The 21,899-nt window shown below is 70.5% G+C and carries 20 protein-coding genes; 10 read left to right on the top strand and 10 right to left on the bottom strand.

Going from position 1 to position 21,899, the window contains the following annotated elements; all coding sequences use genetic code 11:
- Positions 1 to 41 precede the first annotated feature (41 nt).
- Positions 42 to 1,664 (top strand): acyl-CoA synthetase, encoded by a 1,623-nt coding sequence (locus tag ACWDZ7_RS18155; RefSeq protein WP_451798005.1) that lies wholly within the window; start codon positions 42 to 44, stop codon positions 1,662 to 1,664.
- A 13-nt stretch (positions 1,665 to 1,677) separates the two neighbouring features.
- Here the strand turns inward: ACWDZ7_RS18155 and ACWDZ7_RS18150 are convergent, their stop codons facing one another.
- The gene (locus ACWDZ7_RS18150; protein ID WP_451798003.1) at positions 1,678 to 2,298 is read right to left on the bottom strand and encodes a chorismate mutase; all 621 of its coding nucleotides are present in this window, start codon (positions 2,296 to 2,298) and stop codon (positions 1,678 to 1,680) included.
- Positions 2,299 to 2,361: 63 nt separating this feature from the next.
- On the bottom strand, positions 2,362 to 3,207 hold the full coding sequence (locus ACWDZ7_RS18145; protein WP_451798001.1) for an alpha/beta fold hydrolase: 846 nt from the start codon (positions 3,205 to 3,207) through the stop codon (positions 2,362 to 2,364).
- 183 nt (positions 3,208 to 3,390) lie between these two features.
- Between ACWDZ7_RS18145 and paaK the strand changes: the two genes are divergently transcribed.
- Together paaK and ACWDZ7_RS18135 are read left to right on the top strand one after the other, a co-directional pair.
- Complete coding sequence (paaK, locus tag ACWDZ7_RS18140) at positions 3,391 to 4,674, top strand: phenylacetate--CoA ligase PaaK (RefSeq protein WP_451798112.1); 1,284 nt, start codon at positions 3,391 to 3,393, stop codon at positions 4,672 to 4,674.
- A 130-nt stretch (positions 4,675 to 4,804) separates the two neighbouring features.
- A complete protein-coding gene (locus tag ACWDZ7_RS18135; protein WP_451798000.1) occupies positions 4,805 to 5,206 on the top strand; it encodes a hypothetical protein in 402 nt (133 codons plus the stop codon).
- Between the two features lie 23 nt (positions 5,207 to 5,229).
- Here ACWDZ7_RS18135 and ACWDZ7_RS18130 read toward each other — a convergent pair whose 3' ends face one another.
- From ACWDZ7_RS18130 to ACWDZ7_RS18110, 5 genes are read right to left on the bottom strand one after another with little or no spacing between them, the layout of a single operon-like run.
- A complete protein-coding gene (locus ACWDZ7_RS18130; protein ID WP_451797999.1) occupies positions 5,230 to 5,898 on the bottom strand; it encodes a class I SAM-dependent methyltransferase in 669 nt (222 codons plus the stop codon).
- A gap of 13 nt (positions 5,899 to 5,911) precedes the next feature.
- Positions 5,912 to 7,024, bottom strand: a complete 1,113-nt coding sequence (locus ACWDZ7_RS18125) for a nitroreductase/quinone reductase family protein (RefSeq protein WP_451797998.1) — start codon at positions 7,022 to 7,024, stop codon at positions 5,912 to 5,914.
- Complete coding sequence (locus ACWDZ7_RS18120) at positions 7,024 to 7,851, bottom strand: SDR family oxidoreductase (protein ID WP_451797996.1); 828 nt, start codon at positions 7,849 to 7,851, stop codon at positions 7,024 to 7,026. The genes ACWDZ7_RS18125 and ACWDZ7_RS18120 overlap by 1 nt, the downstream gene beginning before the upstream one ends.
- On the bottom strand, positions 7,848 to 8,894 hold the full coding sequence (locus ACWDZ7_RS18115; protein ID WP_451797994.1) for a type III polyketide synthase: 1,047 nt from the start codon (positions 8,892 to 8,894) through the stop codon (positions 7,848 to 7,850). The genes ACWDZ7_RS18120 and ACWDZ7_RS18115 overlap by 4 nt, the downstream gene beginning before the upstream one ends.
- A 31-nt stretch (positions 8,895 to 8,925) precedes the next feature.
- A complete protein-coding gene (locus ACWDZ7_RS18110) occupies positions 8,926 to 9,813 on the bottom strand; it encodes a UbiA family prenyltransferase (protein ID WP_451797992.1) in 888 nt (295 codons plus the stop codon).
- A 180-nt stretch (positions 9,814 to 9,993) separates the two neighbouring features.
- Between ACWDZ7_RS18110 and ACWDZ7_RS18105 the strand changes: the two genes are divergently transcribed.
- The 3 genes from ACWDZ7_RS18105 to ACWDZ7_RS18095 are packed head-to-tail and all read left to right on the top strand — an operon-like array spanning position 9,994 to position 12,751.
- Positions 9,994 to 11,208 carry a cytochrome P450 gene (locus tag ACWDZ7_RS18105; RefSeq protein WP_451797991.1) on the top strand — a complete coding sequence of 405 codons (1,215 nt, stop codon included), beginning with the start codon at positions 9,994 to 9,996 and terminating at the stop codon, positions 11,206 to 11,208.
- A 32-nt stretch (positions 11,209 to 11,240) separates the two neighbouring features.
- Positions 11,241 to 12,272, top strand: coding sequence for a polyprenyl synthetase family protein (locus tag ACWDZ7_RS18100; protein WP_451797989.1), 1,032 nt, complete (start codon positions 11,241 to 11,243; stop codon positions 12,270 to 12,272).
- A 2-nt stretch (positions 12,273 to 12,274) separates the two neighbouring features.
- Positions 12,275 to 12,751: an SRPBCC family protein gene (locus ACWDZ7_RS18095; protein WP_451797987.1), complete on the top strand. Its 477-nt coding sequence runs from the start codon at positions 12,275 to 12,277 to the stop codon at positions 12,749 to 12,751.
- Here the strand turns inward: ACWDZ7_RS18095 and ACWDZ7_RS18090 are convergent.
- Complete coding sequence (locus ACWDZ7_RS18090; protein ID WP_451797985.1) at positions 12,696 to 13,535, bottom strand: methyltransferase domain-containing protein; 840 nt, start codon at positions 13,533 to 13,535, stop codon at positions 12,696 to 12,698. The two genes, ACWDZ7_RS18095 and ACWDZ7_RS18090, sit on opposite strands and share 56 nt — an antisense overlap.
- Positions 13,532 to 15,433 carry a prenyltransferase/squalene oxidase repeat-containing protein gene (locus ACWDZ7_RS18085; protein ID WP_451797983.1) on the bottom strand — a complete coding sequence of 634 codons (1,902 nt, stop codon included), beginning with the start codon at positions 15,431 to 15,433 and terminating at the stop codon, positions 13,532 to 13,534. The genes ACWDZ7_RS18090 and ACWDZ7_RS18085 overlap by 4 nt, the downstream gene beginning before the upstream one ends.
- A 469-nt stretch (positions 15,434 to 15,902) precedes the next feature.
- Between ACWDZ7_RS18085 and ACWDZ7_RS18080 the strand changes: the two genes are divergently transcribed.
- Genes ACWDZ7_RS18080 through ACWDZ7_RS18070 form a run of 3 tightly spaced genes read left to right on the top strand, consistent with a single transcriptional unit; the run spans position 15,903 to position 17,862 of the window.
- A complete protein-coding gene (locus ACWDZ7_RS18080; protein WP_451797981.1) occupies positions 15,903 to 16,958 on the top strand; it encodes an aromatic ring-hydroxylating oxygenase subunit alpha in 1,056 nt (351 codons plus the stop codon).
- Between the two features lie 45 nt (positions 16,959 to 17,003).
- A complete protein-coding gene (locus ACWDZ7_RS18075) occupies positions 17,004 to 17,360 on the top strand; it encodes a winged helix-turn-helix transcriptional regulator (RefSeq protein WP_451797980.1) in 357 nt (118 codons plus the stop codon).
- Between the two features lie 52 nt (positions 17,361 to 17,412).
- The gene (locus tag ACWDZ7_RS18070) at positions 17,413 to 17,862 is read left to right on the top strand and encodes an FhaA domain-containing protein (protein WP_451797978.1); all 450 of its coding nucleotides are present in this window, start codon (positions 17,413 to 17,415) and stop codon (positions 17,860 to 17,862) included.
- On the opposite strand, the gene ACWDZ7_RS18065 is transcribed toward ACWDZ7_RS18070, so the two are convergent.
- Positions 17,825 to 19,330: an acyl-CoA synthetase gene (locus ACWDZ7_RS18065; protein ID WP_451797976.1), complete on the bottom strand. Its 1,506-nt coding sequence runs from the start codon at positions 19,328 to 19,330 to the stop codon at positions 17,825 to 17,827. The two genes, ACWDZ7_RS18070 and ACWDZ7_RS18065, sit on opposite strands and share 38 nt — an antisense overlap.
- 106 nt (positions 19,331 to 19,436) lie before the next feature.
- On the opposite strand from ACWDZ7_RS18065, the gene ACWDZ7_RS18060 reads away from it, so the two are divergent.
- The gene (locus tag ACWDZ7_RS18060) at positions 19,437 to 21,860 is read left to right on the top strand and encodes a penicillin acylase family protein (RefSeq protein WP_451797975.1); all 2,424 of its coding nucleotides are present in this window, start codon (positions 19,437 to 19,439) and stop codon (positions 21,858 to 21,860) included.
- Positions 21,861 to 21,899: the final 39 nt, after the last annotated feature.

Here is a 21,899-nt window from a genome sequence, read left to right as displayed (position 1 = left end):
GACGGGACGTCGGAGTGGGTGCCGGGGTCAGGAGGAGTGCGGTGGAGTACAACCTTGCCGACCTGTTCGAGTCGGTCGTCGACGTGGTCCCCGACCGTGAGGCGCTCGTCTACATCGACCACCCCGGCACGGGTGCGGAGCGCCGGCTGACCTACGCCGAGCTGGACACGGCGGCCAACCGCGTCGCACACCACCTGATCGACAGCGGCCTGAAGCCGGGCGAGCATCTGGGACTGCATCTGTACAACGGCGTCGAGTACCTCCAGACGGTCCTTGCCTGCCTCAAGGCGCGGATCGTGCCGGTCAACGTCAACTACCGTTACGTCGAGGAGGAGTTGGTCTACCTCTACCGCGACGCGGATCTCGCGGCGCTCGTCTTCGACGCCGAGTTCACCGAGCGGGTCGCGGCGACGCTGCCGCGCACGGAGAGGCTGCGACACCTGATCCGGGTGGGCACGCCGCCCGCCGTCGCACCGGCGCTCGACGCCATGGACGTCGTGGCGTTCACCGACGCGGAGGCGGCGGGCTCGCCGGGCCGGGGATTCGCGCCGCGCTCCGCGGACGACCTGTTCATCATCTACACCGGCGGTACGACCGGCATGCCCAAGGGTGTCATGTGGCGCCAGGAGGACCTGTTCTTCGCGGGGCTCTTCGGCGGCGAGCCGACGGGCGAGCCGGTGAAGCGGCCCGAGGAGCTGGCCGAGCGCGTCGCCGCCGGCGGTCCCGGCCTCACCTTCTTCCCCACTCCCCCGCTGATGCACGGCACGTCGACGCTGACGTCGTTCATCGCCTTCAACTACGGCCAGCGGGTGGCCCTCCACCGCAAGTACGTACCCGAAGAGGTGCTCCGCACCATCGCGCGGGAGAAGGTGTCGAGCGTGTCCCTCGTGGGCGACGCGATGCTCAGGCCGCTCATCGACGCCCTGCGCGGCCCGCTCAAGGGCACCGACCTGTCGTCGCTGTTCAGCGTCTCCTCGTCCGGGGCGATCATGTCGGAGACGGTCCGCGCCCAGTTCCAGGAGCTGGTGCCGGACGTGCTGCTCCTGAACAACTTCGGCTCCTCCGAGTCCGGCTCCAACGGCAGGGCCACGGACGACTCAGGCCCGGAGAAGGGCTTCCGCCTGGAGGTCAACGACCGTACGCGCGTGGTGGACCCGGCCACCCACGAGCCGGTCCCGGTGGGCGAGCCGGGCCGTCTCGCACAACGCGGCCACGTGCCGCTCGGCTACTACAACGACCCGGCGAAGACCGCCGAGACCTTCTTCCAGAAGGGCGACGAACGCTGGGTGCTTCTCGGTGACATGGCGACGGTCGACGAGAACGGCATCGTCACCGTCCTCGGCCGCGGCTCGCAGTGCATCAACACCGGCGGCGAGAAGGTGTATCCGGAGGAGGTGGAGCAGGCCCTCAAGTCGCATCCGGACGTGTACGACGCGCTGGTCGCCGGAGTGCCCGACGAGCGGTGGGGCTCCAGGGTCGCCGCGGTCGTCCAACTCCGCGCGGGCGCACCGTCGTTGGACCTGGACGCGGTCCAGCTTCACTGCCGTGCGCTGCTCGCCGGATACAAGGTTCCGCGCGCGGTGGTCTTCACGGACCACATCCAGCGCTCACCGAGCGGCAAGGCGGACTACCGGTGGGCGAAGGCGGTGGCGGCGGGAGGGTAGCCGTACCGGCGGCTTATGCCGCGCAGACGGACCGCAGAGCCCGCCCGAGGGCAAGCGTGTGCAGGGCGTCGAGCCGGTCGGCGCGCCGGACGTGTGCGGCGGCCGCGGTCAGGGCTCCGCCGCAGTACGGCGCGGTCCGCGCGCCCACTGAAGCGGCGATGCCCCGGACCAGCCGGCCGTTTACGCGGTTGATCTTCTCGCGGACCTCGGCGAGGTCGGGCCGCTCCTTGGGGACCTGGGACGGGTCGGCGTCCCAGCGCCGGAACAGCCCTCGCTGCACCATCTTGTTGGCCTCGATCTGGTCCCGGAAGATGCGCACCGTCGCCTCGGGGTCGCCGCCGATCTCCCGTGCCTCTTGGGCCACCGCGTCCAAGACCTGCTTCTCGCGGACAGGATCGTCGATGGGGCCGCCCGTGCCGTATTTGGCGGCGGCGACGAGGTCGGCGGTGGCGAGGCGCTGGGCCGACAGATCGGCGAGTGGGCGCAGTGGGGCGTACGGACCCGTGGACGCGGCGGTGGCAGCGGGGGCGGTCCGCTGCGCGGGCGCGGCCACCGCCGCGGCGCTGCCCGTGAACAGGGCGGCGGCCACGGCGCCAACAGCCAGCAAGCGGCCCGCGGTCGAGATCAGCTGCACGAGATGTGTCCTCCTGGGCCGTGTGCGTGGAGTCCCGCCTGCCGCGGGCGGACAGGGCACCGCTCAGTCCTGCGCGAGGAACCCCGCCACCCGCCGCGTGAACCACTCAGGGTCGTCCAGCCAGGGGAAGTGCCCGCCGCCGGGCTGCACTTGGCACACACCGGCGGGGAAGTGCGCGGCCAGCTCCTCGGCGCGGGCGGGGCTCGGTCCGCCGTCGTAGGCGCCCGCGAGCACGAGCACCGGCGCGCTCACGGCGGCGAGGGCGGCGCGGGTCGCGGGCGGGTCGAAGATGGCCTCGCCGTAGTACGCCTCGGACGCCGCCGCGTTCTTCTGGGCCGCGCTCTGGGCCCGGTGCGCCTGGGCCGCGGCGTCCCAACGGCCGTAGGTGAGCGGCGCGATGGCCTCCCAGCCCGCCGCGGGGGCGCGGCCCTGGGCGATCTCGCGCAGCGCGGTCTCGGCCGCCGGGTACCAGGGCTCGTCCTTGCGGAGCGCGGCCGCCTCGCGGCGGTCCTCGTCGGTGGCGGCGCCGCCTACGGCCAGCGTGGCCGGGGTGACGAGGACCAGGGTGCGGATCCGCTTGGGGTGGCGGGCCGCGTACAGCGTGGCGAGGTCGCCGCCGGCGGAGTGCCCGAGCACGTCGACCCGGTCGAGACCGAGGTGCTCGCGCAGCGCCTCGACGTCGTCGGTCTGCCGGTCGCAGCGGTACGTCGAGGGGTCGTCCGGCACCGCCGAGTCGCCCGTGCCACGCAGGTCGAGCAGGATGAGGCGACGGTGCGCCGTGAGCCCTCCGAGATCCCCCAGATAGACGGAGGCCCGCATGGGGCCGCCGGGCAGGCAGAGCAGCGGCTCGCCCTCACCCTTCTCGTGATAGGCCAGCTGGGTTCCGTCGTACGCGCTGAATACCGGCATGCCGGGGATCATCACATCCCGGCGCCCTTCAGGCAACGCTGTTGCCCATGCTCCACCAGCTCGAAGCGGTGGTGCGCGATCTCTTGACGCCCACCGCCCTGCCTGGATTACTGACCTCGACGGAAGATCGACGACCGAATGACCGGTCGCCCGTTCAGGACGGGAGAAGCCCTTATGGCGCGTATGCCGCTACAGCTGGACGAGGCGGAACGGCTCGGCCCAGGGGAGCTGGGGGCGCTGCAATTGGAACGCCTTCAGGACACGCTGCTGCACGCGTACGAGAACGTCCCGTTCTACCGGGCGGCGTTCGACAAGGCGGGCCTGCGCCCCGACGACTGCCGTTCGCTCGCCGATCTGGCGCGGTTCCCCCTCACCACCAAGGACGATCTGCGGGCCAACTACCCGTTCGGAATGTTCGCGGTGGAGCAGTCCGAGGTGCGCCGGCTGCACGCCTCCAGCGGCACGACCGGGCTTCCGACGGTCGTCGGGTACACCGAGCGGGACCTGTCCATGTGGGCGGACGTGGTGGCGCGCTCGATCCGCGCGGCGGGCGGCAGGCCCGGTGACAAGGTCCATGTGGCGTACGGCTACGGCCTGTTCACCGGCGGCCTCGGCGCGCACTACGGCGCCGAGCGGCTCGGCTGTACGGTGATCCCCGCGTCCGGCGGGATGACCGCGCGTCAGGTGCGCCTGATCCAGGACTTCCGCCCCGAGATCATCATGATGACCCCGTCGTACATGCTCACGCTCCTGGAGGAGTTCGAGCGACAGGGCGTCGATCCCCGTACGACGTCCCTGCGGGTCGGCATCTTCGGCGCGGAGCCGTGGACGCAGGAGATGCGGCGCGAGATCGAGGAGCGTTTCGCGATCGACGCCGTCGACATATACGGGCTCTCCGAGGTGATCGGCCCCGGCGTCGCGCAGGAGTGCGTGGAGACCAAGGACGGGCTGCACATCTGGGAGGACCACTTCTATCCCGAGGTCGTCGATCCGATCACGGGTGAGGTGCTGCCCGACGGGGAGCGCGGCGAGCTGGTGTTCACCTCGCTCACCAAGGAGGCCATGCCCGTGGTCCGCTACCGGACGCGGGATCTGACGCGGCTGCTGCCCGGCACCGCGCGCGTCTTCCGGCGGATGGAGAAGGTGACGGGCCGCAGCGACGACATGGTGATCCTGCGCGGGGTCAATCTCTTCCCCACGCAGATCGAGGAGATCGTGCTGCGCACGACGGGCGTCGCCCCGCACTTCCAGCTGCGCCTGACGCGCGAGGGACGCATGGACGCCCTGACGGTGCGGGCCGAGGCGCGCGCGGACACGCCGCCCGAGCGGCGCGCGGCGGCGGCCCGGGAGATCGCGGCGGCGGTGAAGGACGGCATCGGCGTCTCGGTCGGCGTCGACATCGTGGACCCGGAGACGCTGGAGCGGTCGGTGGGCAAGTTCAAGCGGATCGTGGATTTGCGGGAGTAGGAGCGGGCGGCAGCACCTCCGAGAGGCGTGTCACGTGAAGTGACGACTCACTCACGGTAAGTAGTAGCCTGTCTTGCCGTCGGCGGCCTCCTTCGTCAACCCCGTCGGCTTCACCTCGGAGGAAACTGTCATGCGTCGCTCTCTCGTATGTGTCTGCGCTGTTCTCTCGACTCTCGCGGCGTTCACTGCCGCGGTGCCGGCCGCCGCCGGGGAGCGGGCTCAGGGTCCGAAACCCGCGGGGTGCGGGAGTGACAGGGCCGCCTGGGCCGGAACGTACAAGCACGCCACGAAAGGGGGCACCTTCACGTTCAGGAAGAACGGCACGGCCACCCTCGCCGCACGGAGCGGAGCGACACGCTCCTTCACGTTCCAGGTGATCGAGTACGCGAAGGACGACTGGCGCGCGCGGCTCTCGTTCGCCGACAACGGCAGCCACCTGGCCGACCTCGTCCCCCAGTGCGCCTCTCGACAGGCGCCCGGTCGCGTCAGCCGGTTCAACATGCTCGGCCGCACCGACTTCGAACGCCGCTGAGCCGTCGGCCGCGGTGTGGTTCGTTACACCTGCCTTCGTGCGTGGAACAGGGCCACCGAGCCCACCACCGTCACCTCGTGGCAGGCGAACGTGCGGGTCAGTGCCGCCTGGAGGTCGTCGAGGCGGTCCTGGCGGTTGCACATGAAACCGCGCCAGTTGGCTGCCGCGAGCTGGAGTCCGGCGAGGGGGGTGTGGTCGACGCCCCGGGCGAGGATGGTCGAGCCGAACAGCACGCCGCCCGGCCTCAGGACCGCGCGGGCCTCCTCGAAGACGACGGCCTTCTCCGGGAGCGAGCCCGGCAGACAGTGCAGCAGGTAGCACATGCCGATAGAGTCCACCGAGTCCGGCGGCAGCCCCCACGGTCCGAGCACGTCGGCCCGGTGAAGGCGCGGCGCGTGGCGGCGCAGGCGGTGCGCCGCGGTCGTGAGCGAGTGCGGGTTGAGGTCCATCAGGGTCAGGTCCGGCGTCGGCGTCGGGAACCGGCACTCGTCGAGCAGCAGGCCGGTGGCGACGCCGATGTCGAGGTGGTGTGCCGAGACGTGCCGGTCGTACAGCTCGACGATCCGGCTCTTCGGGCAGCGCCAGGTGAGCGGGGAGTTGATGCCGTAGACGAGGCAGTCGTACGCCCGCAGGAACCCGCGCGTGTACAGCGCCTGTCCCCGGTGGGCCGGGCTCCCGCGCTCCACGGTCATGTCGCCGGGGCCTTCAGGCGGGACGGGACGTCAGACGCACCACGGGAATCTCCCGGCTCGTCCTGCGCTGATAGTCGGCGTACCCCTTGAAGTCCGCCACGACGCGCTCCCACCACGCACCCCTCTCCGCACCGGTCAGGACGGTCGCCCGCACGGGCCACGAGCGGTCGCCGATCCGGATGACCGCGTCCGGGTTCGTCGCGAGGTTGCGGAACCAGGCCGGGTGCTCGGCCGAGCCTCGGTAGGAGGCGACGACGATCACATCGTCGCCGTCCCGGTACGTGAACAAGGGGACGGAGTGGGGCTGCCCGTTCCGCCGCCTGGTGGTGGTGAGGATGCCGACCTGCTGTCCCAGCATCCGGGTGCCCAGGCGTCCGTGTGACCTCTCGTACAGCTTGGTGTGCGCGGCGTTGTTCGCGAGCTGTACGAGCCTGCTCCAACGAGAGACCCGTCGCCCCGTTCCTTGCGTCGTCATCCCTGTCGCTCCCTTTCCGGGCTCGGGGGCGCCGCGGAGCCGCTCCCGCAGCAGTGTCGGTACGACCCAGGCGGCGTGGGCGAGAGCGAGGCGTTCGACGCTCGCTCCGTTCGCGCGCAGCAACGACAGGCTGGCGCCCGTGCAGACGGCGGCGGCGGTCACCGCGGAATTGCCGGTCGCCACATGGGCGGCGCCGTACAGCACGCTCGTCAGGACCGCCGCGCCGACAGCCCCGTGCCGCCGTGCGAGCCTGCCTTGGAGCAGCCCGCGCCAGAACAGCTCCTCGCCCGGGGCGATGGCCAGCACCAGACAGGCACACATCCGGGCCGGACCGGCCGTGGCCGCCACCGCGTCGAGGGCCTTCGCGTCCTCGTCGAGCCGGGGCACGGCGCGACGCGCTCGGACGTCCATGAAGGAGCCCACGGCGAAGAGGCCGAGGCCGACCGGCAGTGCGACGGCGGCGTCCCGTCGTGACAGCGCGCATCTGCGAAGCGAACGGTCGGACAGCAGAGCCGCGAGGCCCAGGGAACCGTGCGCGAGGGCGAGACTGCGCCAGTGCGCGTGTTCCGGTCCGCGGAAGGCCGCCGCCAGGCCGGCCGCGGAGAGCGGAACCCCGGCGCCCGCCACGAGAGTTGGCGCACTGATACCCATCAGGCTCCTTCGGCGCGTCGCAGGGACGGGAACTTCGTGTGCACGCACCGCGCCCAGACCGCATGGGGAAGCAGTCTGCGCAGGGGCAGCAGCACGTGGGCGTCGGTGCCCACCCGATAGCGTGCGCGGGGGCGCCGGGCCGTCACGGCGCGCAGCACCACCTCGGCGACGCGGTCGGGGGACACACCGCGGGGCAGACGCTCGGCCATCTGCCGGTCCATCTCGGTGACGACGTCGCCGTAGGGCCCGGAGGCGTACCGGCTCAGTTCGGGGACGTTCTCGCCCCAGCGCGTGTTCACGGCGCCCGGCTGCACCACCGAGACGCCGATCCCGAACCGGGCGACTTCCAGTCTGAGCACCTCCGTCGCCGCCTCCAGCGCGTACTTGCTGCCGTGGTACGCCGCGCCCACCGGGAGCACGAGTTCGCCCGCCATGGAACTGACGTTGACGATGCGGCCGTCGCCGCGTGCGCGCATGCCGGGCAGGACGAGCTGGATGAGGCCGACCGGGCCGAAGACATTGGTCTGGAACTGGAGGTCCCAGCGGTCGAGAGGCACCTCTTCGCACGGGCCTAGCTCCCCGTAGCCGGCGTTGTTGACGAGCGCGTCGACCGTCCCGTACGCCTCGGTCACCTCCTTCACCACCTGCCGGCGCGCACTGTCGTCCGTCACATCGAGCCGCCGGACGGCACATCCCGCTTCGGCGAGCGGTTCCAGCGCCGCGACATCGCGTGATGTCGCGATCGTCGTGAATCCGCGGCGGACGGCCGCCAGTGCGACGGACCGCCCGATTCCGGAGGAGCAACCGGTGATGAGGATGACTGTCATTGGAATACACCCAGGGAGAAGTCGGCGCTGATACCGGGACCGAAACCGGCGATGAGTCCGCGTGCTCCCGTGGTGCCGGCGACGTCACTCGCGTAGAGGCGCGCCAGGGAATCGAAGATGAGGGTGCTCGCGGTGTTGCCGTGCTCGCCGAGGGCGGCGCGGCTGAACCGGTGATGCGACGGGTCGATGTCCAGATAGGTGGTCAGGTCGTCGAGGATGCGCGGACCACCGGCGTGCGCGATGACGAAGTCGAGATCCTGGTTGCTCCATTCGGCTTCCGTCAGCAATTGCCGGATGCCCGGCGTGACCGAGCGCATGGTCGTCCGCACACGGCTGTCGAGCCGGAAATGGAAGCCCGTGTCCTTTATCTCGTACGAGATCCAGTCGGCGGTGTTCGCTATGGTCTCGGCGGCCGAGAGCTCGATCCTGATTCCGGAGGCTCCGGTGCCCTTCATGACGGCCGCGGCGAATCCGTCGCCGAAGAGGCCGGCGGACAGCAGGGAGCCGACATCGGATTCGGTGGGCTGGTAGCAGAGTGAGCACAACTCGAAGGAGACCATCAGGGCGTTGCGGTCCGGATGGGCCCGGCAGTACTGCGCCGACATGCTGATCGCACTGCTGCCGGCGGCACAGCCGAGCTGTGCGACGGGCAGTTGGCTCAGGCGGGTGGGAAATCCGAGTTCGTTGATCATCCACACGATCGGCGACGGCATGCTGAAGCCCGTGCACGACACGAACACCACGGCGTCGATCTCGTCCTTCGACAACCGGGCGTTGTCCAGGGCGGTGGAGACGAGCGCGGGCAGATAGGTGCGGACGGCGTCCCAGTAGAGCTCGGTGCGAGCGGCGACTCCCGGGTGCCGCAGTGTCTCTTCGAGCGGCTGGAGAATACGGCGCGTCTGTACGCCGGTGTTCTCGATGAGCCGCAGGACGACGTCGAGGCGAGGGTGGTCCGCATGGACCCGGCGGGCGCTTTCCAGGGTGTCCTTGAGGGTGATCTCGTAGTCGGGGAACAGCACCGCCGGGCGGCACAGAACAGACATCCAATTACCGCCTCAATGCGGTGAGGGCCGGTCAGAGCCAGGTGGCCAGTACGAAGAGGGCGAAGAAGGCGGCGAGCAGGCGTGGCATGTGGAACCACGTCGGCATGGTGTCGTCGAACCTCGAACGCGCCACCGATACGGCGAGGAATGCCGCATAGGGAAGGCTGAGCAGAGGTGCCGCACAGCGAATCGAGTCGAATTCCAGAGCCACGCCGAGCAGGCACAGGTAGGGCGCCGTCAGCAGGGTCACGTACAAGATCTTGGCTGTGCGCCGGGAGAGCACATGGGCGACCGTCCGTTTTCCCGCCCGCAGATCGTCGGTGAGGTCGGCGAGGTTGTTGTGCAGCATGGTCGCGGCGAACAGGAACCCGCCCGCCATCGCGCCCAGGACGACGGGCAACGTGATGCTGTGCGCGTTGACCCACACCACGCTGCCCACGACGAGACAGCCGGCGAGCACGAAGTCGACGACCTCGCCGAGCGCCCGGTAGCCGAGGGGAGCGGGCCCGCCGGAGTAGAGCAGCGTCACGAAGATCAGGGGAATGATCACGAGCGACAGCGGGCTCGTCGTGTACAGCAGGTAGATGAACCCGCAGGTGGCGAGCGCGAAGCAGGCCAGGCCCGCCACGCGGACCCGCTTCATGGGCAGTCCGAGGGCGAGCGCGCTGCCCGGCCGGGCGTTGTCCGGCCGATCGACCCCGCGCCGGTGGTCGTCGTAGTCGTTGATCAGCCGTCGGCCGATGCTCTCCGGGACGAACAGGGCCAGCGTCAGCAGGGCGCGGGGCGTGGAGAGGGACCCGACGTACCGCGCGAGGGCGAGCGCGTACGCGGCCTGCAGGACGATGACCACGGTCATCTGCAGGCCGAGCGCGGATATCCAGGCACGGACCCGGGCGGCGCCGACCGGAGCCGTCGCCACGACTCCTGTATGAGCGACTCCCGTATGCGCATCCGCGTTCGCATCCGCATTCGCGTCCACATTCGCATCCACGGAGAGAATTAGAATTCCGTCACGATCGGCTGTCCAGAGACGCCGTTGTCCGGTGGGGACACCGTTGTCCTTATCCCGGGTGCGAGCGCTCTGCTAGCGTCGAATTTCATGAGCTCTGACGCGCGGGACGAGCGCCCGGATGAACTTCCGTATCCTTTCGGGGAGTATCACGGGCTCGAACTGCACGCGCTTTACCGGCGGTTGCAGGACCACCGGCCGCTCTGCCCGGTACGCATGCCGTACGGGGAACCGGCCCTGCTGGCCACGCGCTACGAGGACGTGAAGACCGTGCTCGGCGATCCGCGCTTCCGCCGAGCGGTGCCGGCCGGGCACGATCAGCCGCGGGTCACGCCCGAAGTGATCCCCATGGGCCTCATGGAAATGGACCCGCCCGACCACACACGCATCCGGCGGCTCATCGCGGGGGCGTTCAGCGCCCGGCGCGCCGAGCGACAGCGGCCCTCCGCCGAGGCGTTGGCCCATTCGCTCCTCGACGACATGCTGGCCGCCGGCTCGTGCGCCGATCTCGTCGAGAGCTACTCCGTGCCGCTGCCGATCGGAGTGATCTGCGACCTGCTGGGTGTGCCGTACGACGACCGCGCCACGTTCCACCAGTGGATCGTGGCGATGAACGAGCTGCTCTCCGGCAACGGCGATCAGATACGCATGGAGAACATCGGCCATCTGACCACGTACATGGCCGATCTGGTCGTACAGCGGCAGGGCCGGCCCACCGACGACCTGATCGGCGAACTGGCGCGGGCGCAGGACGAGGACGAGCGACTGTCCGAGGAGGAGCTGGTCTTCCTCTGCATGCTGCTGCTGGTGGCCGGCTACGAGACCACCTCGAACCAGATCGGCAACTTCGTCCATCTGCTGCTCACCCACCCCGGTCAGCTGGCCCTGCTGCGGGAGCGGCCCGAGTTGCTGCCCCAGGCCGTGGAGGAGTTGCTGCGGTTCACGCCGCTGAGCGTCTCCGCGGCGTTTCCACGCTATGCCGCCGCGCCGGTGAAGCTCGGGGACGAGGTCGTGGCCGAGGGGCAGCCGGTGCTGACGTCCACGTCGGAGGCCAACCGGGACCCCCGGGTCTTCGAGGACCCCGACCGGCTCGACATCACCCGTCCGATCACCGGCCATCTCGGCTTCGGCTGGGGCGCACACCACTGCGTGGGTGCCTCGCTCGCCCGGATGGAGCTCCAGGTGGCGCTCGGGTGCCTCCTCGACCGGCTGCCGGGCCTGCGGCTCGCGGTCGACGCGGAGGACGTGACGTGGAAGCGCAATCTGTTGTTCCGCGGTCCCGGGGAACTCCCCATCGCGTGGTGAACGGACGGAGAAACCGAGTGCATTCGACGCGCATGTCCCCCACGGCGGAGCGGCTCGTGTTCGCTCGGCTCGACCGTGATCTCAAACGCGTTCGGCGGTCCATGGCGCACGTCGCCGAGGTCGACGAGATCGGCGAGACCGGCGAGACCGGCGAGGTCGGCGTTCGTGAGGCGGAGGCCCCGTTCACCCACTATCTGAAGCGTCCGGGGCGGCTGTTCCGCCCGGTCCTGACGCTGGTCTCGTCCTACATCTTCGATGGTGGCGCGGCACGGTCCGAATCGGTCGTCGCCGCCGCCACAGGGATGGAACTCCTGCATCTGGCCACCCTCTGCCACGACGATCTCTGCGACCGCGCCACGACCCGCCGGGGCTACCCCACGGTCAACGCCGAGTTCGGGGACGACGCCGCTCTGCTGTCCGGTGACTATCTCCTCGCCTGCGCGACATCCACGTTCGCCTCGCTCGGGCATCACGAGATGCGGGTGGCCGGCAACACGCTCAAGGACATCTGTCTCGGACAGATGCTGGAGATGGCCGACGTGGACAACCTCGACCGCTCCGAAGAGGCGTACCTCTCCGTGATCTCGGGCAAGACGGCCGCGCTGATGGCCGCGTGCTCGCGCGTGGGCGCCGCGGTGGGCGGGGCGGGCGAGCCCGACCAGGAGATCATGGCCGCCTTCGGGCACAGCCTCGGCATGGCCTTCCAGATCTGGGACGACGTCCTCGACATCTGGGCCGCGCCCGGAGCGACCGGGAAGGCGCGGGGCCAGGACATCGAGAACGGCGTCTACACCCTGCCCGTGATCCACGCCCTGCGCGAGGAGCGCACGGAGCTGGCCGGCCTGCTCGGCCAACGTCCGCTCGGGCCGCGGCGGTACGACGAGCTGCTGCGGATCCTCGACCGGTGCGGGGCGCGGCAGCGGGCGGTCGAGGCGGCACGGAAGCACATCGAGCACGCGCTGACCGGCGTACGGCAACTTCAGTCGCCGGTGGACGCGGTCGCCCCGCTCGTCGATGTCGCCAGGCGCCTGATGCCCGAGATCGACCATCTGCTTCCGGAGTAGCCGTGGAGAACGCGGAGTTCGGGACCGCGACCTATCGGGTGACGATCGACGCCCCGCCCGACCATGTCCTGGCGACCCTGCGGAATGTCGCCGCCTATCCGGACTGGCAACCGGAGATCAAGTCGGTCGAGGTGCTGCGTCTCGACGGTCTCGGGCGCCCCGAGGAAGCCCGGATGACGGTCACTTCCATGGGGATGAGCATGGCGCTCACGCTGGCCCTGGAGCACGAGGCGCGAGAGATGCGGTGGTCCTTGATCGAGGGCGACTTCGTGACGCGGAACGACGCGCGGTACACGGTCGTCGGGACGGCGGACGGGCGCTCGGAACTGTCATTGCGTCAGGACCTCGCTCTGAAGTGGCACCTGCCGCCCGTGGTGGCCAGGCCCATGATCGCACGCAGGATCGGCGCGACCATGGACGCGGTCAAGCGGAGGGCCGAGGAGACGGCGAGGGGTGGTGCGTCGGAGCGGCGCTCGTGACCGGATGGTCGACTCGTGACGGGTGGTCGACTCGTGACGGGTGACCGCCCGTGGCCGGATGGGTCCGGTCGGATGGGTCGGCGGTCTTCACGCCGACCACTCCGTACAGCATCCTCGTCGACTTGACCCGCCGCATCCGTACGTCACCGTGGCGTCGCCCCGCCGCCCAGGAGAGCAGCTCGCGCGCGCCGGGCGCCAGACCGAACGCCTCCACCGGTACGCCGCCCGCGGCGCAGGCCCGCACCAGCGCCCCGGGGTCGACGAACAGGCGGTGGTCGTGGGTTCCCTTGGGGGCCGCCCAGGTGACGGGGATGTTCTCGCCCAGGGTGATGACCGCGGTCCGTGCCAGCCACGTGTCCGCGATGGTGTCGATGATCAGCGTGCCGCCCGGCCTGAGCAGACGGCAGCACTCGGCCACCACGTCGAGAGGCCGCTCGACGTGCTCCAGACAGTGGCCTGCCACGACGACGTCCGCGTGACCGTCGTCCAGTGGGATGTCCGCGATGTCGCCGATGATCACGTCGTCGACCCCGTGCCGCAGGGCCACCTCGGCGCTCCGGGCCGACAGGTCGACTCCGATGTGCCGGTATCCCTTGTCGGCGATGTACGGGTGGAGGAGGCCGCCGCCGCAGGCGATGTCGAGCAGTACGGCTCCGGGACGGGCCGCGGGCGGGACGTGCTCGGCGCGGGCGCGAGCGATCCACCTCAGGCTGGAGAACGGTCCGCGGGGCTGCCACCACAGGGACGACCAGGTGTCGTACTCGGCGGTCTCGACCGCGGTCATGCCTGGGCCTTCCGCTCGGCGTGCAGGGCAAGAGCCCACAGGGCGTAGGCGTTGGTGAGGGCGCTGTCGACGGCGTACACGTTGTCGGGGATGATGATCATCCACTCTCGGGTGTCGAGCCAACTCCCGTCATCCTGTTGGTGCTTGACGAGATGGTCGACGGCGGCTTCGACGCGGTCGGCGTCCACGACGCCGGTCGTGTAGGCGGCGATGACGCACCAGGCGGTCTGCACGACCGTGCTCTCGCCCGTCGCGCGCCGGGCCGCGTCGAAGGTGGAGGGGATGTCCTCCCCCCAGCCGCCGTCGTCGTTCTGGTGCTGATAGATCCACTCCATCGCCGACGCCACGGCGAGGTGACCGGAGCCGAGGCCCGCCTCCTTCAGGGCGAAGAGGACCTGGGCGGTGCCGTAGAGCCGGCCGCCCCACCTGCCGCACCACGACCCGTCGGCGTCCTGCTGCTTCAGAAGCCACCGCAGCGCCCGGCGGACCTTGGGATGCCAGCCGTACCCCTCCAGGCAGAGCATCTCGACGATGTGCGCGGTCACGCAGGGCGAGGGCGGCTCGATGAAACCCATTCCGGTGAGGACCCGCTTGCCGATGAGGGACCAGCGGTAGACGCCGTATCCGGACCAGCCGCCGCCGTTCGACTGCCATTCCAGGATCCAGCGGATGCCCTCGGCGACGGCGGTGTCCGTCTCCGGGGTGCGGTGCGCGCGCACCTGGTTGAGGGCCGCGATGACCATGGCGGTGTCGTCCACGTCCGGGTTCACGGTCGGGATTCCCTCGTAGTCCCAGACCAGTGCGGGCGGATGGGCGGCGTTGTGGGTGGAGTCGCTGCGGTGCTCCATCAGCCAGCCGATCGCGCGGTCGACCACGGGATCGGCTCCGGCCCGGCCACCCGCGGCGGCCAGGGCGCGCAGGGTGATCGCCGTGTCCATGACGGGGCAGGGGAAGATGCGCACCCGCCGTGTCCACTCGCTCTGGACCTCGCCCCGAGGCTCGCCCCGGTCCTGGACCTCGGCCCGGATGCAGTAGCGGTCGCACGCTTCCAGCGCGCCGCGGACGACCGGGTGCCGGGTGCCGTACCCCAGCGACCACAGGGCGAGCGCACACACCAAGGTCTCCGTCCAGCTGCCGCCCCAACTCCCGTCGGGCTCCTGCCTGCCGAGCAGCCAGCGTTCCGCCTTGTGCAGGGCCTTGCGGCGCAGCGGCTGCGGGGACGTCCGGTTGACGGCGTGCGCGACACGGAGGGCGGCGGCGCCGGCCGCCTTCTTCGACAGAGCGAGCGCGGAGGGCCGGGGCGCTGTGCCCGCGCGGCGCAACGGCGCCGTGTCGATGGGGAGTTCGCGTACGGGACGGACCACTCCCAGGATGCCCACCGCGACGACGAGCTCGCGCGCCAGGGGTTCGAAGTCCTCGACGGTGCCCGGGAACCAGGAGGGCAGCAGGATCAGTTCGGGCGGCAGCGGAGGAATCTCGTCCCAGCTCACCACCCCGGTGAGGGCCAGCCAGAAGCGGGTGGGGACCAGCTCGGCCGCCTCGATGCCGCCGTGGGTCCGCACGAACCGCGCGGCCCGGTCGAGCCGCTCCCGGTCCTCCTCGTACGCGGCGAGCTGGAGCGCCACATGCGTGAGGACGGTACCGGACAGGTCCGACGGGCCGCCCGTGTAGAGGGGAAAGCCTCCGTCGTCGTTCTGCTGGGAAATGATCCAGGTCCGTTCCTCAGCGATATGCGCGCTGTCGGCCGTGTCCAGGACATGCTGCACGAGAATGTCAGCGGATTCCCAGGACGTTCCACCGGTGGCGAAGTCGCCGGCCCAGCCGCCCGCCTTCTCCTGCTGCTCACCCAGTGCGGCGCGGCCCGCGGTCAGAGCGGGGAGAACGAAAGATTCGGTCACGGAATCATCGGCGAAGACCATTCGCGCACCGTAGCGTGCGTCGATCGGTGAGTCCATTGGGGAGAATGTCTTTTCCCCGCCTTTGGGGATGGGTCCCGTGATGTCAGGGGAGACTGGTATTCATGGGGCGCGGGAGATGCGCGTCCGCTGACTTGTTCCGGCCCGTGAGAGCGGGTGCGCCACTGCTCGGGCGGGGCAAGGGATGACAATTGTGGTTTCTGCCTTTGCCCGGGGTGCGGTGGGTGATCGGCGAGGCATCGACGGGTGGTGAATTCTTGCCGCTCTCGCGGCAGGGCCGATTCCGGCCACATCGGAACCGCCGGAAAAGCAGATCTCATTGACCGTGCTCTCTTTACCGTGATAGGGCGTTTGTAATGCGTATGCCGGCACGCGGGTGCCGCCTTATCATTCGGTTCTCCAGAGCGACGAACGGATACGATCCATTATGTTCGGCTGGAAAAAGACGGATGTGACTCTGTCCTCTCCCGTATCGGCGAACAGGCCGAGGCTGCCCTATCCCCATGGCTGGTTCGCGGTGGCGTTCAGCGGTGACGTGCCGCCCGGGCGGGTGGTGCGGCGCCGGTTCAAGGGCGAGGACCTCGTGGTGTACCGCACCCGGCAGGGCAGGCTCCGTGTCATACAGCCGTACTGTCCGCACCTGGGCGCGCATCTGGGGTTCGGCGGGAAGGTGGACGGCGAGGAACTCGTGTGCCCCTTCCACCACTTCGCCTACGGCCCCGACGGTACGTGCGTGCGGACGGGCTATGGAACCCGTCCGCCCAAGCTCCGCCTGAGCCACTGGACCGTCCGGGAGGTGAACGGCGTCGTCATGGTGTGGAGCCACCCCGAGAACGCCGCTCCCTCCTGGGAGATCCCGGCGGCCGATGCCGGGGCCGAGGGGTTCCCACCGCCCGCCAAGCACACGACGGTCATCATCGACCACCCTCAGGAAGTCGTCGAGAACGCGATCGACATCGGGCACTTCGGCGCGGTGCACGGCACGTCGGGTGCGCGGATCACCGAGCCGATCAGCGTCGACGGGCCACGGCTGACCATCGGTACCGCCGTGCACCGGATGGTTCCGCTGCTCGGCCGTTCCGATGTCGTGTTCGACGTCGAAGCGCATGGCCTCGGCTATGTGTGCGTCCGCGCGCACATGCCGCAGGTGAAGCTGTCCGCGCTCGTCCAGATCATGCCCACCCCCCTGGATCCCTGCCGCATCGAGACGCGCTTCACCGTCAGCGCCCGGATCGGTTCGCCGGGGAGCCGGCTGAGCGGGTACTCCTCGTGGCTGGCCACCCAGCTGTTCGCGAAACCGTCGTGGCAGGGCATCGACCAGGACGCGCCGATCTGGCGGAACAAGACGTATCTCAGGCATCCGAGGCCGGTCCAGGGCGACGGTCCGATCATGAGGTTCCGTGGCTGGGCGGAGCAGTTCTACCCGGCTGATCCCGGACGGGACGACGGTCCCGTACAGCCTTCCCGTCCCGTGCCTGTCGACAAGGGATCGTCCGCGCCCGCCTGAAGGCCCGGTCCACTCATCGGCACCACGGACGGAGGAATTGACGCGATGGCCATCCTGCCGCCCGGACACCGGGACGAGCGCCAGAAGTTCCAGGACGCGTACGAGGCCGCACGGATCCTCTCCGGGAAATGGATATTCGCCGTGCTGCTCCAGCTGGCGGCGAGAGGCCCCAGCTGCCACAACGACCTGGCCCGCGCGACGGGACTACTGGAGAACAAGCCGCTCGACCGGGCGCTGCGCCAGCTGGTGAACACGCAGCTCGTCGACCGGACGGTGCACGACGTCGGGGGCTCCGCGCCGCGCGTGCGCTACCGGCTGACGCCGAGGGGGTACTCGGTGCTGCCGATCATCGACGACCTGGCGGTCTGGTGGCAGGCGTCGGACCCGGCGGGCGAGCGGTGACGTCCGTCGAGCACACCCCTGTGACCGCACCCCTCTGGGTGAGTGTGCGCGCATGAGGGCCGGGCACCCGACGACGATGGGACTCATCGGCTCCGTCGAACACGCCATGGAGAAATGGACCGACACACTGTGGACGCTGCTGCTTCCGCCCCGCCAGGAGCGGTGCGAAGTGGTGGCCATACTCCACCGTCAGTGCGACGAGAACGCGCTGATCCTGGACCGGGAACGGACCGTCGTGCCCAACGCCTTCGTCGTCGAGCTGCCCCCGCCCGTCCACCGGCAACTCCGCGAGGCCGAGGCCGAGGTGGACTACCACCTCGCCGCCCAGGTACGCCGCCACGCCGCGGAACAGGGTTACACCTTCGCCGGCCCCGTGGCCGTCGATCTGCGCGCGTCGGGCAGCAGCGCCGTCGGCCGCTTCCGTATCCACAGCCACGTGGTGCCCCTGGACGGCCCTGAGGGCGTCACCCCTCGCCGAAACGGTCCCGCAGCTCCCGCTTGAGGATCTTCCCGCTGGCGTTGCGCGGCAGCTCGTCCACGAAGAGGACCCGCTTGGGTGCCTTGAAGGGGGCGAGTCTCTCGCGCGCGTGGGCGATGAGCCCGGCCTCGTCGAGCTCCGCGTCCTCACGTACGACGACGACGGCGGTGACCGCCTCGATCCAGCGCTCGTCGGGCAGCCCGATCACGGCGGCCTCCGCGACGCCCGCATGCTCGTACAGCGCGTCCTCGACCTGCCGGGAGGCGACGAGCACTCCGCCGGAGTTGATGACGTCCTTGACGCGGTCCACGACGGTGAAGTAGCCGTCCGCGTCCCGCACGGCGAGGTCCCCCGAGTGGAACCACCCGTCGCGGAACGCCTCGGCGGTCTCCTCCGGCTTCTCCCAGTAGCCGTCGCACAGCTGCGGCGACCGGTAGACGACCTCGCCGCGCGTGCCGTCCGGCACCTCACGGCCCTGTTCGTCGACGACGCGCGCCTCGACGAACAGGACGGGCCGCCCGCAGGAGTCCATGCGCCCCGCGTGCTCCTCGGGCCCGAGGACGGTGGCGAGCGGTCCGATCTCGCTCTGCCCGAAGCAGTTGTAGAAGCCGAGCCCCGGCAGCCCGGCCCGCAGCCGTTCCAGGACCGGCACCGGCATGATCGACGCTCCGTAGTACGCCTTGCGGAGCGCGCCGAGGTCGCGGGCGGCGAAGCCGGGGTGGTTCGAGAGGCCGATCCACACGGTCGGCGGCGCGAAGAGGCTGTCGGCGCGCCCCGCTTCGACGAGGTCGAAGATCCGCTCGGGGTCCGGCGCGTCGAGGACGGTGTTCTCGGCGCCGACCGCGAGGTAGGGCATGAGGAAGACCTGCATCTGCGCCGAGTGGTAGAGCGGCAGCGAGTGGACGGGCCTGTCGCTCTCCTTGAGGTCCAGTGCGGTGATCGCGCTCACGTACTCGTGGACCAGGGCACGGTGCGACATCATCGCGCCCTTCGGCTGTGCGGTCGTGCCGGAGGTGTAGAGCAGCTGCGCCAGGTCGTCGCCGCCGGGGCCCTGCCCGTCGTACGCGGATGACGCGGCGAGCCGCGCGAGGAGCGCGTCGTCCGTGTCGCGCAGGGCCAGGGCCGGCACGCCGGCGGGGAGGCGTGCCGTCAGGTCCGGGTCGGTGAGGGCGAGTGAGCTGCCGGACTGGCGGACGATGTACGCCAGGTCGTCGCCGGTCAGGTTCTGGTTGACCGGCACATGGACCAGGCCCGCCCGCGCGCAGGCGAGGAAGCCGATCAGGTAGGCGTCGGAGTTGTGGGCGTAGGCGGCGACCCGGTCGCCGGGGGCGAGGCCGTGGTCGCGCAGCACCCGGGCCGCGCGTGAGACGGCGTCGTCGAGTCGCTCGTACGTCCAGGACCGCTCGCCGTAGTGGAGCGCCGTGCGCCGTGGCGTGCGGCGCGCGCTGCGGCTGAGGACTCCGTCGACCGTGCTGTCGCGTACACCCGTCATGGCGTGATCCTGTGTCCCCCGCAGCGCCCCGGTCAAGGGACGACACAGATGACATACCGCTTGGTACGCTCAACCGCCCCTTCCGTCCATGCTGTTGGGAGGCACCATGCGTATCCGTACGAGACGACTGGCCGCCGCCGGGATCACCTTGCTGACCGCCGTGGCCCTGCTGCCGGCCGGCGCGGCGGCCGCGCCGCGCGACGCCCACCCCTCGGGCGGCGGCCTGCACGCCACCGTCCGGTACACCCAGTACGGCATCCCGCACATCCTCGCCAAGGACTACGCGGACCTCGGCTTCGGCACCGGGTGGGCGCAGGCCGCCGACCAGGTGTGCACGCTCGCGGACGGCTATGTGACCGTACGCGGCGAGCGGTCCCGCCACTTCGGGCCGGATGCCTCTCCCGGCTCCGCCCTTTCGTCGGCGTCCACGAACCTCAGCAGCGACCTTTACTTCGGTGGCGTACGGGACGCGGGCACCGTGGAGAAGCTCCTGAAGCAGCCCGCCCCGGCGGGCCCGAGCCGTCGGGCGAAGGAGCTGATGCGCGGCTTCGCCGCGGGCTACAACGCCTGGCTGAAGCAGAACCGCGTCACCGACCCTGCCTGCGCCAAGGCCGACTGGGTCCGCCCGATCACCGCCCTGGACGTGGCGCGGCAGGGCTTCGCCGTGCAGGTGCTCGGCGGGCAGGGGCGCGGCATCGACGGCATCACGGCCGCCCGGCCGCCGGGCGCCGCGGGCAAGGACCGCGCCGCCGACCAGGACCGTGTGGCCGACCCGCGGCGCTCGGCGGAGGCCGCCCGGGAGCTGTTCTCGGCGCACAACGCCGACATGGGTTCCAACGCCGTCGCGTTCAGCGGCGAGACCACCGCGAACGGCAAGGGGCTACTGCTCGGCAACCCGCACTACCCCTGGCACGGCGGGCGCCGCTTCTGGCAGTCGCAGCAGACCATACCCGGCGAACTGAACGTGTCCGGTGCCTCGTTGCTCGGCACCAGCGCGGTCAACATAGGCTTCAACGCCGACGTGGCGTGGAGCCACACCGTCGCCACGGGCGTCACCCTGAACCTGCACCAGCTCACGCTGGACCCGGCGGAGCCGACCACGTATCTGGTGGACGGCAAGCCGCACAAGATGACGAAGCGTACCGTCACGGTGCCGGTCAAGGGCGGCGCTCCTGTGACCCGCACCCAGTGGTGGACCCGCTACGGCCCCGTCGTCACCGGCCTCGGTCCGCAGCTCCCGCTGCCCTGGTCCTCGACGACGGCGTACGCGCTGAACGACCCCAACGCCGTGAACCTGCGCGGCAGTGACACCAACCTCGGCTTCGGCAGGGCGCGTTCCACCGCCGGAATCCTCAAGACCCTGCGCGACACGCAGGGGCTGCCCTGGGTGAACACCGTCGCGGCGGACCGGCGCGGCCACTCGCTGCTCACTCAGTCGCAGGTGCTTCCCCGCATCACCGACGAGCTCGCGCAGCGCTGCAGCACGGCTCTCGGCAAGGTCACCTACCCGGCGTCGGGTGTCGCCGTGCTCGACGGTTCGCGGGGCGCGTGCGCGCTCGGCTCCGACAAGGACGCGGTGCAGCCGGGCATCTTCGGCCCGTCGAGGATGCCGACCCTCAAGGACGCCCCGTACGCGGAGAACTCCAACGACAGCGCCTGGCTGTCCAACGCCGACCGGCCGATCACCGGCTACGAGCGGGTCTTCGGGACCATCGGCACCCAGCGCTCGATGCGGACGCGCGGCGCCGTCGAGGACGTGGCGGCGATGGCGAGGAAGGGCCGTCTGACGGTCGCGGATCTGCGACGCCAGCAGTTCGCGAACCGTGTGCCCGCGGCGGATCTCGCGGCGGACGACACCGCGAAGGCGTGCGCGGCGCTGCCCGGCTCCACCGCGCCGGGCAGTGACGGCAAGCCCGTCGACGTAGGCGAGGCGTGCACGGTCCTGGCGCGCTGGGACCACAGGATGGACACCGGCAGCCGGGGCGCGCTGCTCTTCGACCGCTTCTGGCGCAAGCTGACGGCGGCCGTGCCGAACGCGCGGCTGTGGAAGGTGCCGTTCTCGGCGGCCGACCCGGTGCGCACCCCGAACACCCTGGACACATCGGCGCCGGGCTTCGCGACGGCGCTGGCGGACGCGGTGACGGAGCTGACGGCGGCCGGGATCGCCCTTGACGCGCCGCTGGGCGAGAACCAGTACGTCGTACGCGGCGGAGAGCGCCTCCCGGTGCACGGCGGCACGGAGTCCCTCGGCGTCTGGAACAAGATCGAGGCGACCTGGGACGCGAAGGCCGGTTACACCGAGGTGGCGCACGGGTCGAGCCACATCCAGGCGGTCGGCTGGAACGACGGCCGCTGCCCGCGGGCCCGTACGCTCCTGACGTACTCGCAGTCCTCCAACCCGAACTCCCCGCACTACAGCGACCAGACGCGGCTGTACGCGAAGGAGCGGTGGGTGACGTCCCGCTTCTGCGAGAAGGACATTCTCGGCGATCCCGCACTGAAGGTGGTGCGGGTGCGCGAGCGCCGCTGAGGCAGCGGGCCGGGCCCTCACGGCCCGGCCCGCCCGTCC

The sequence above is a fragment of the Streptomyces sp. NPDC003032 genome (genome assembly GCF_053591415.1).
Note: the sequence above shows the minus strand (reverse complement) of the source record. Positions and strands in the feature narration are given on the sequence as shown.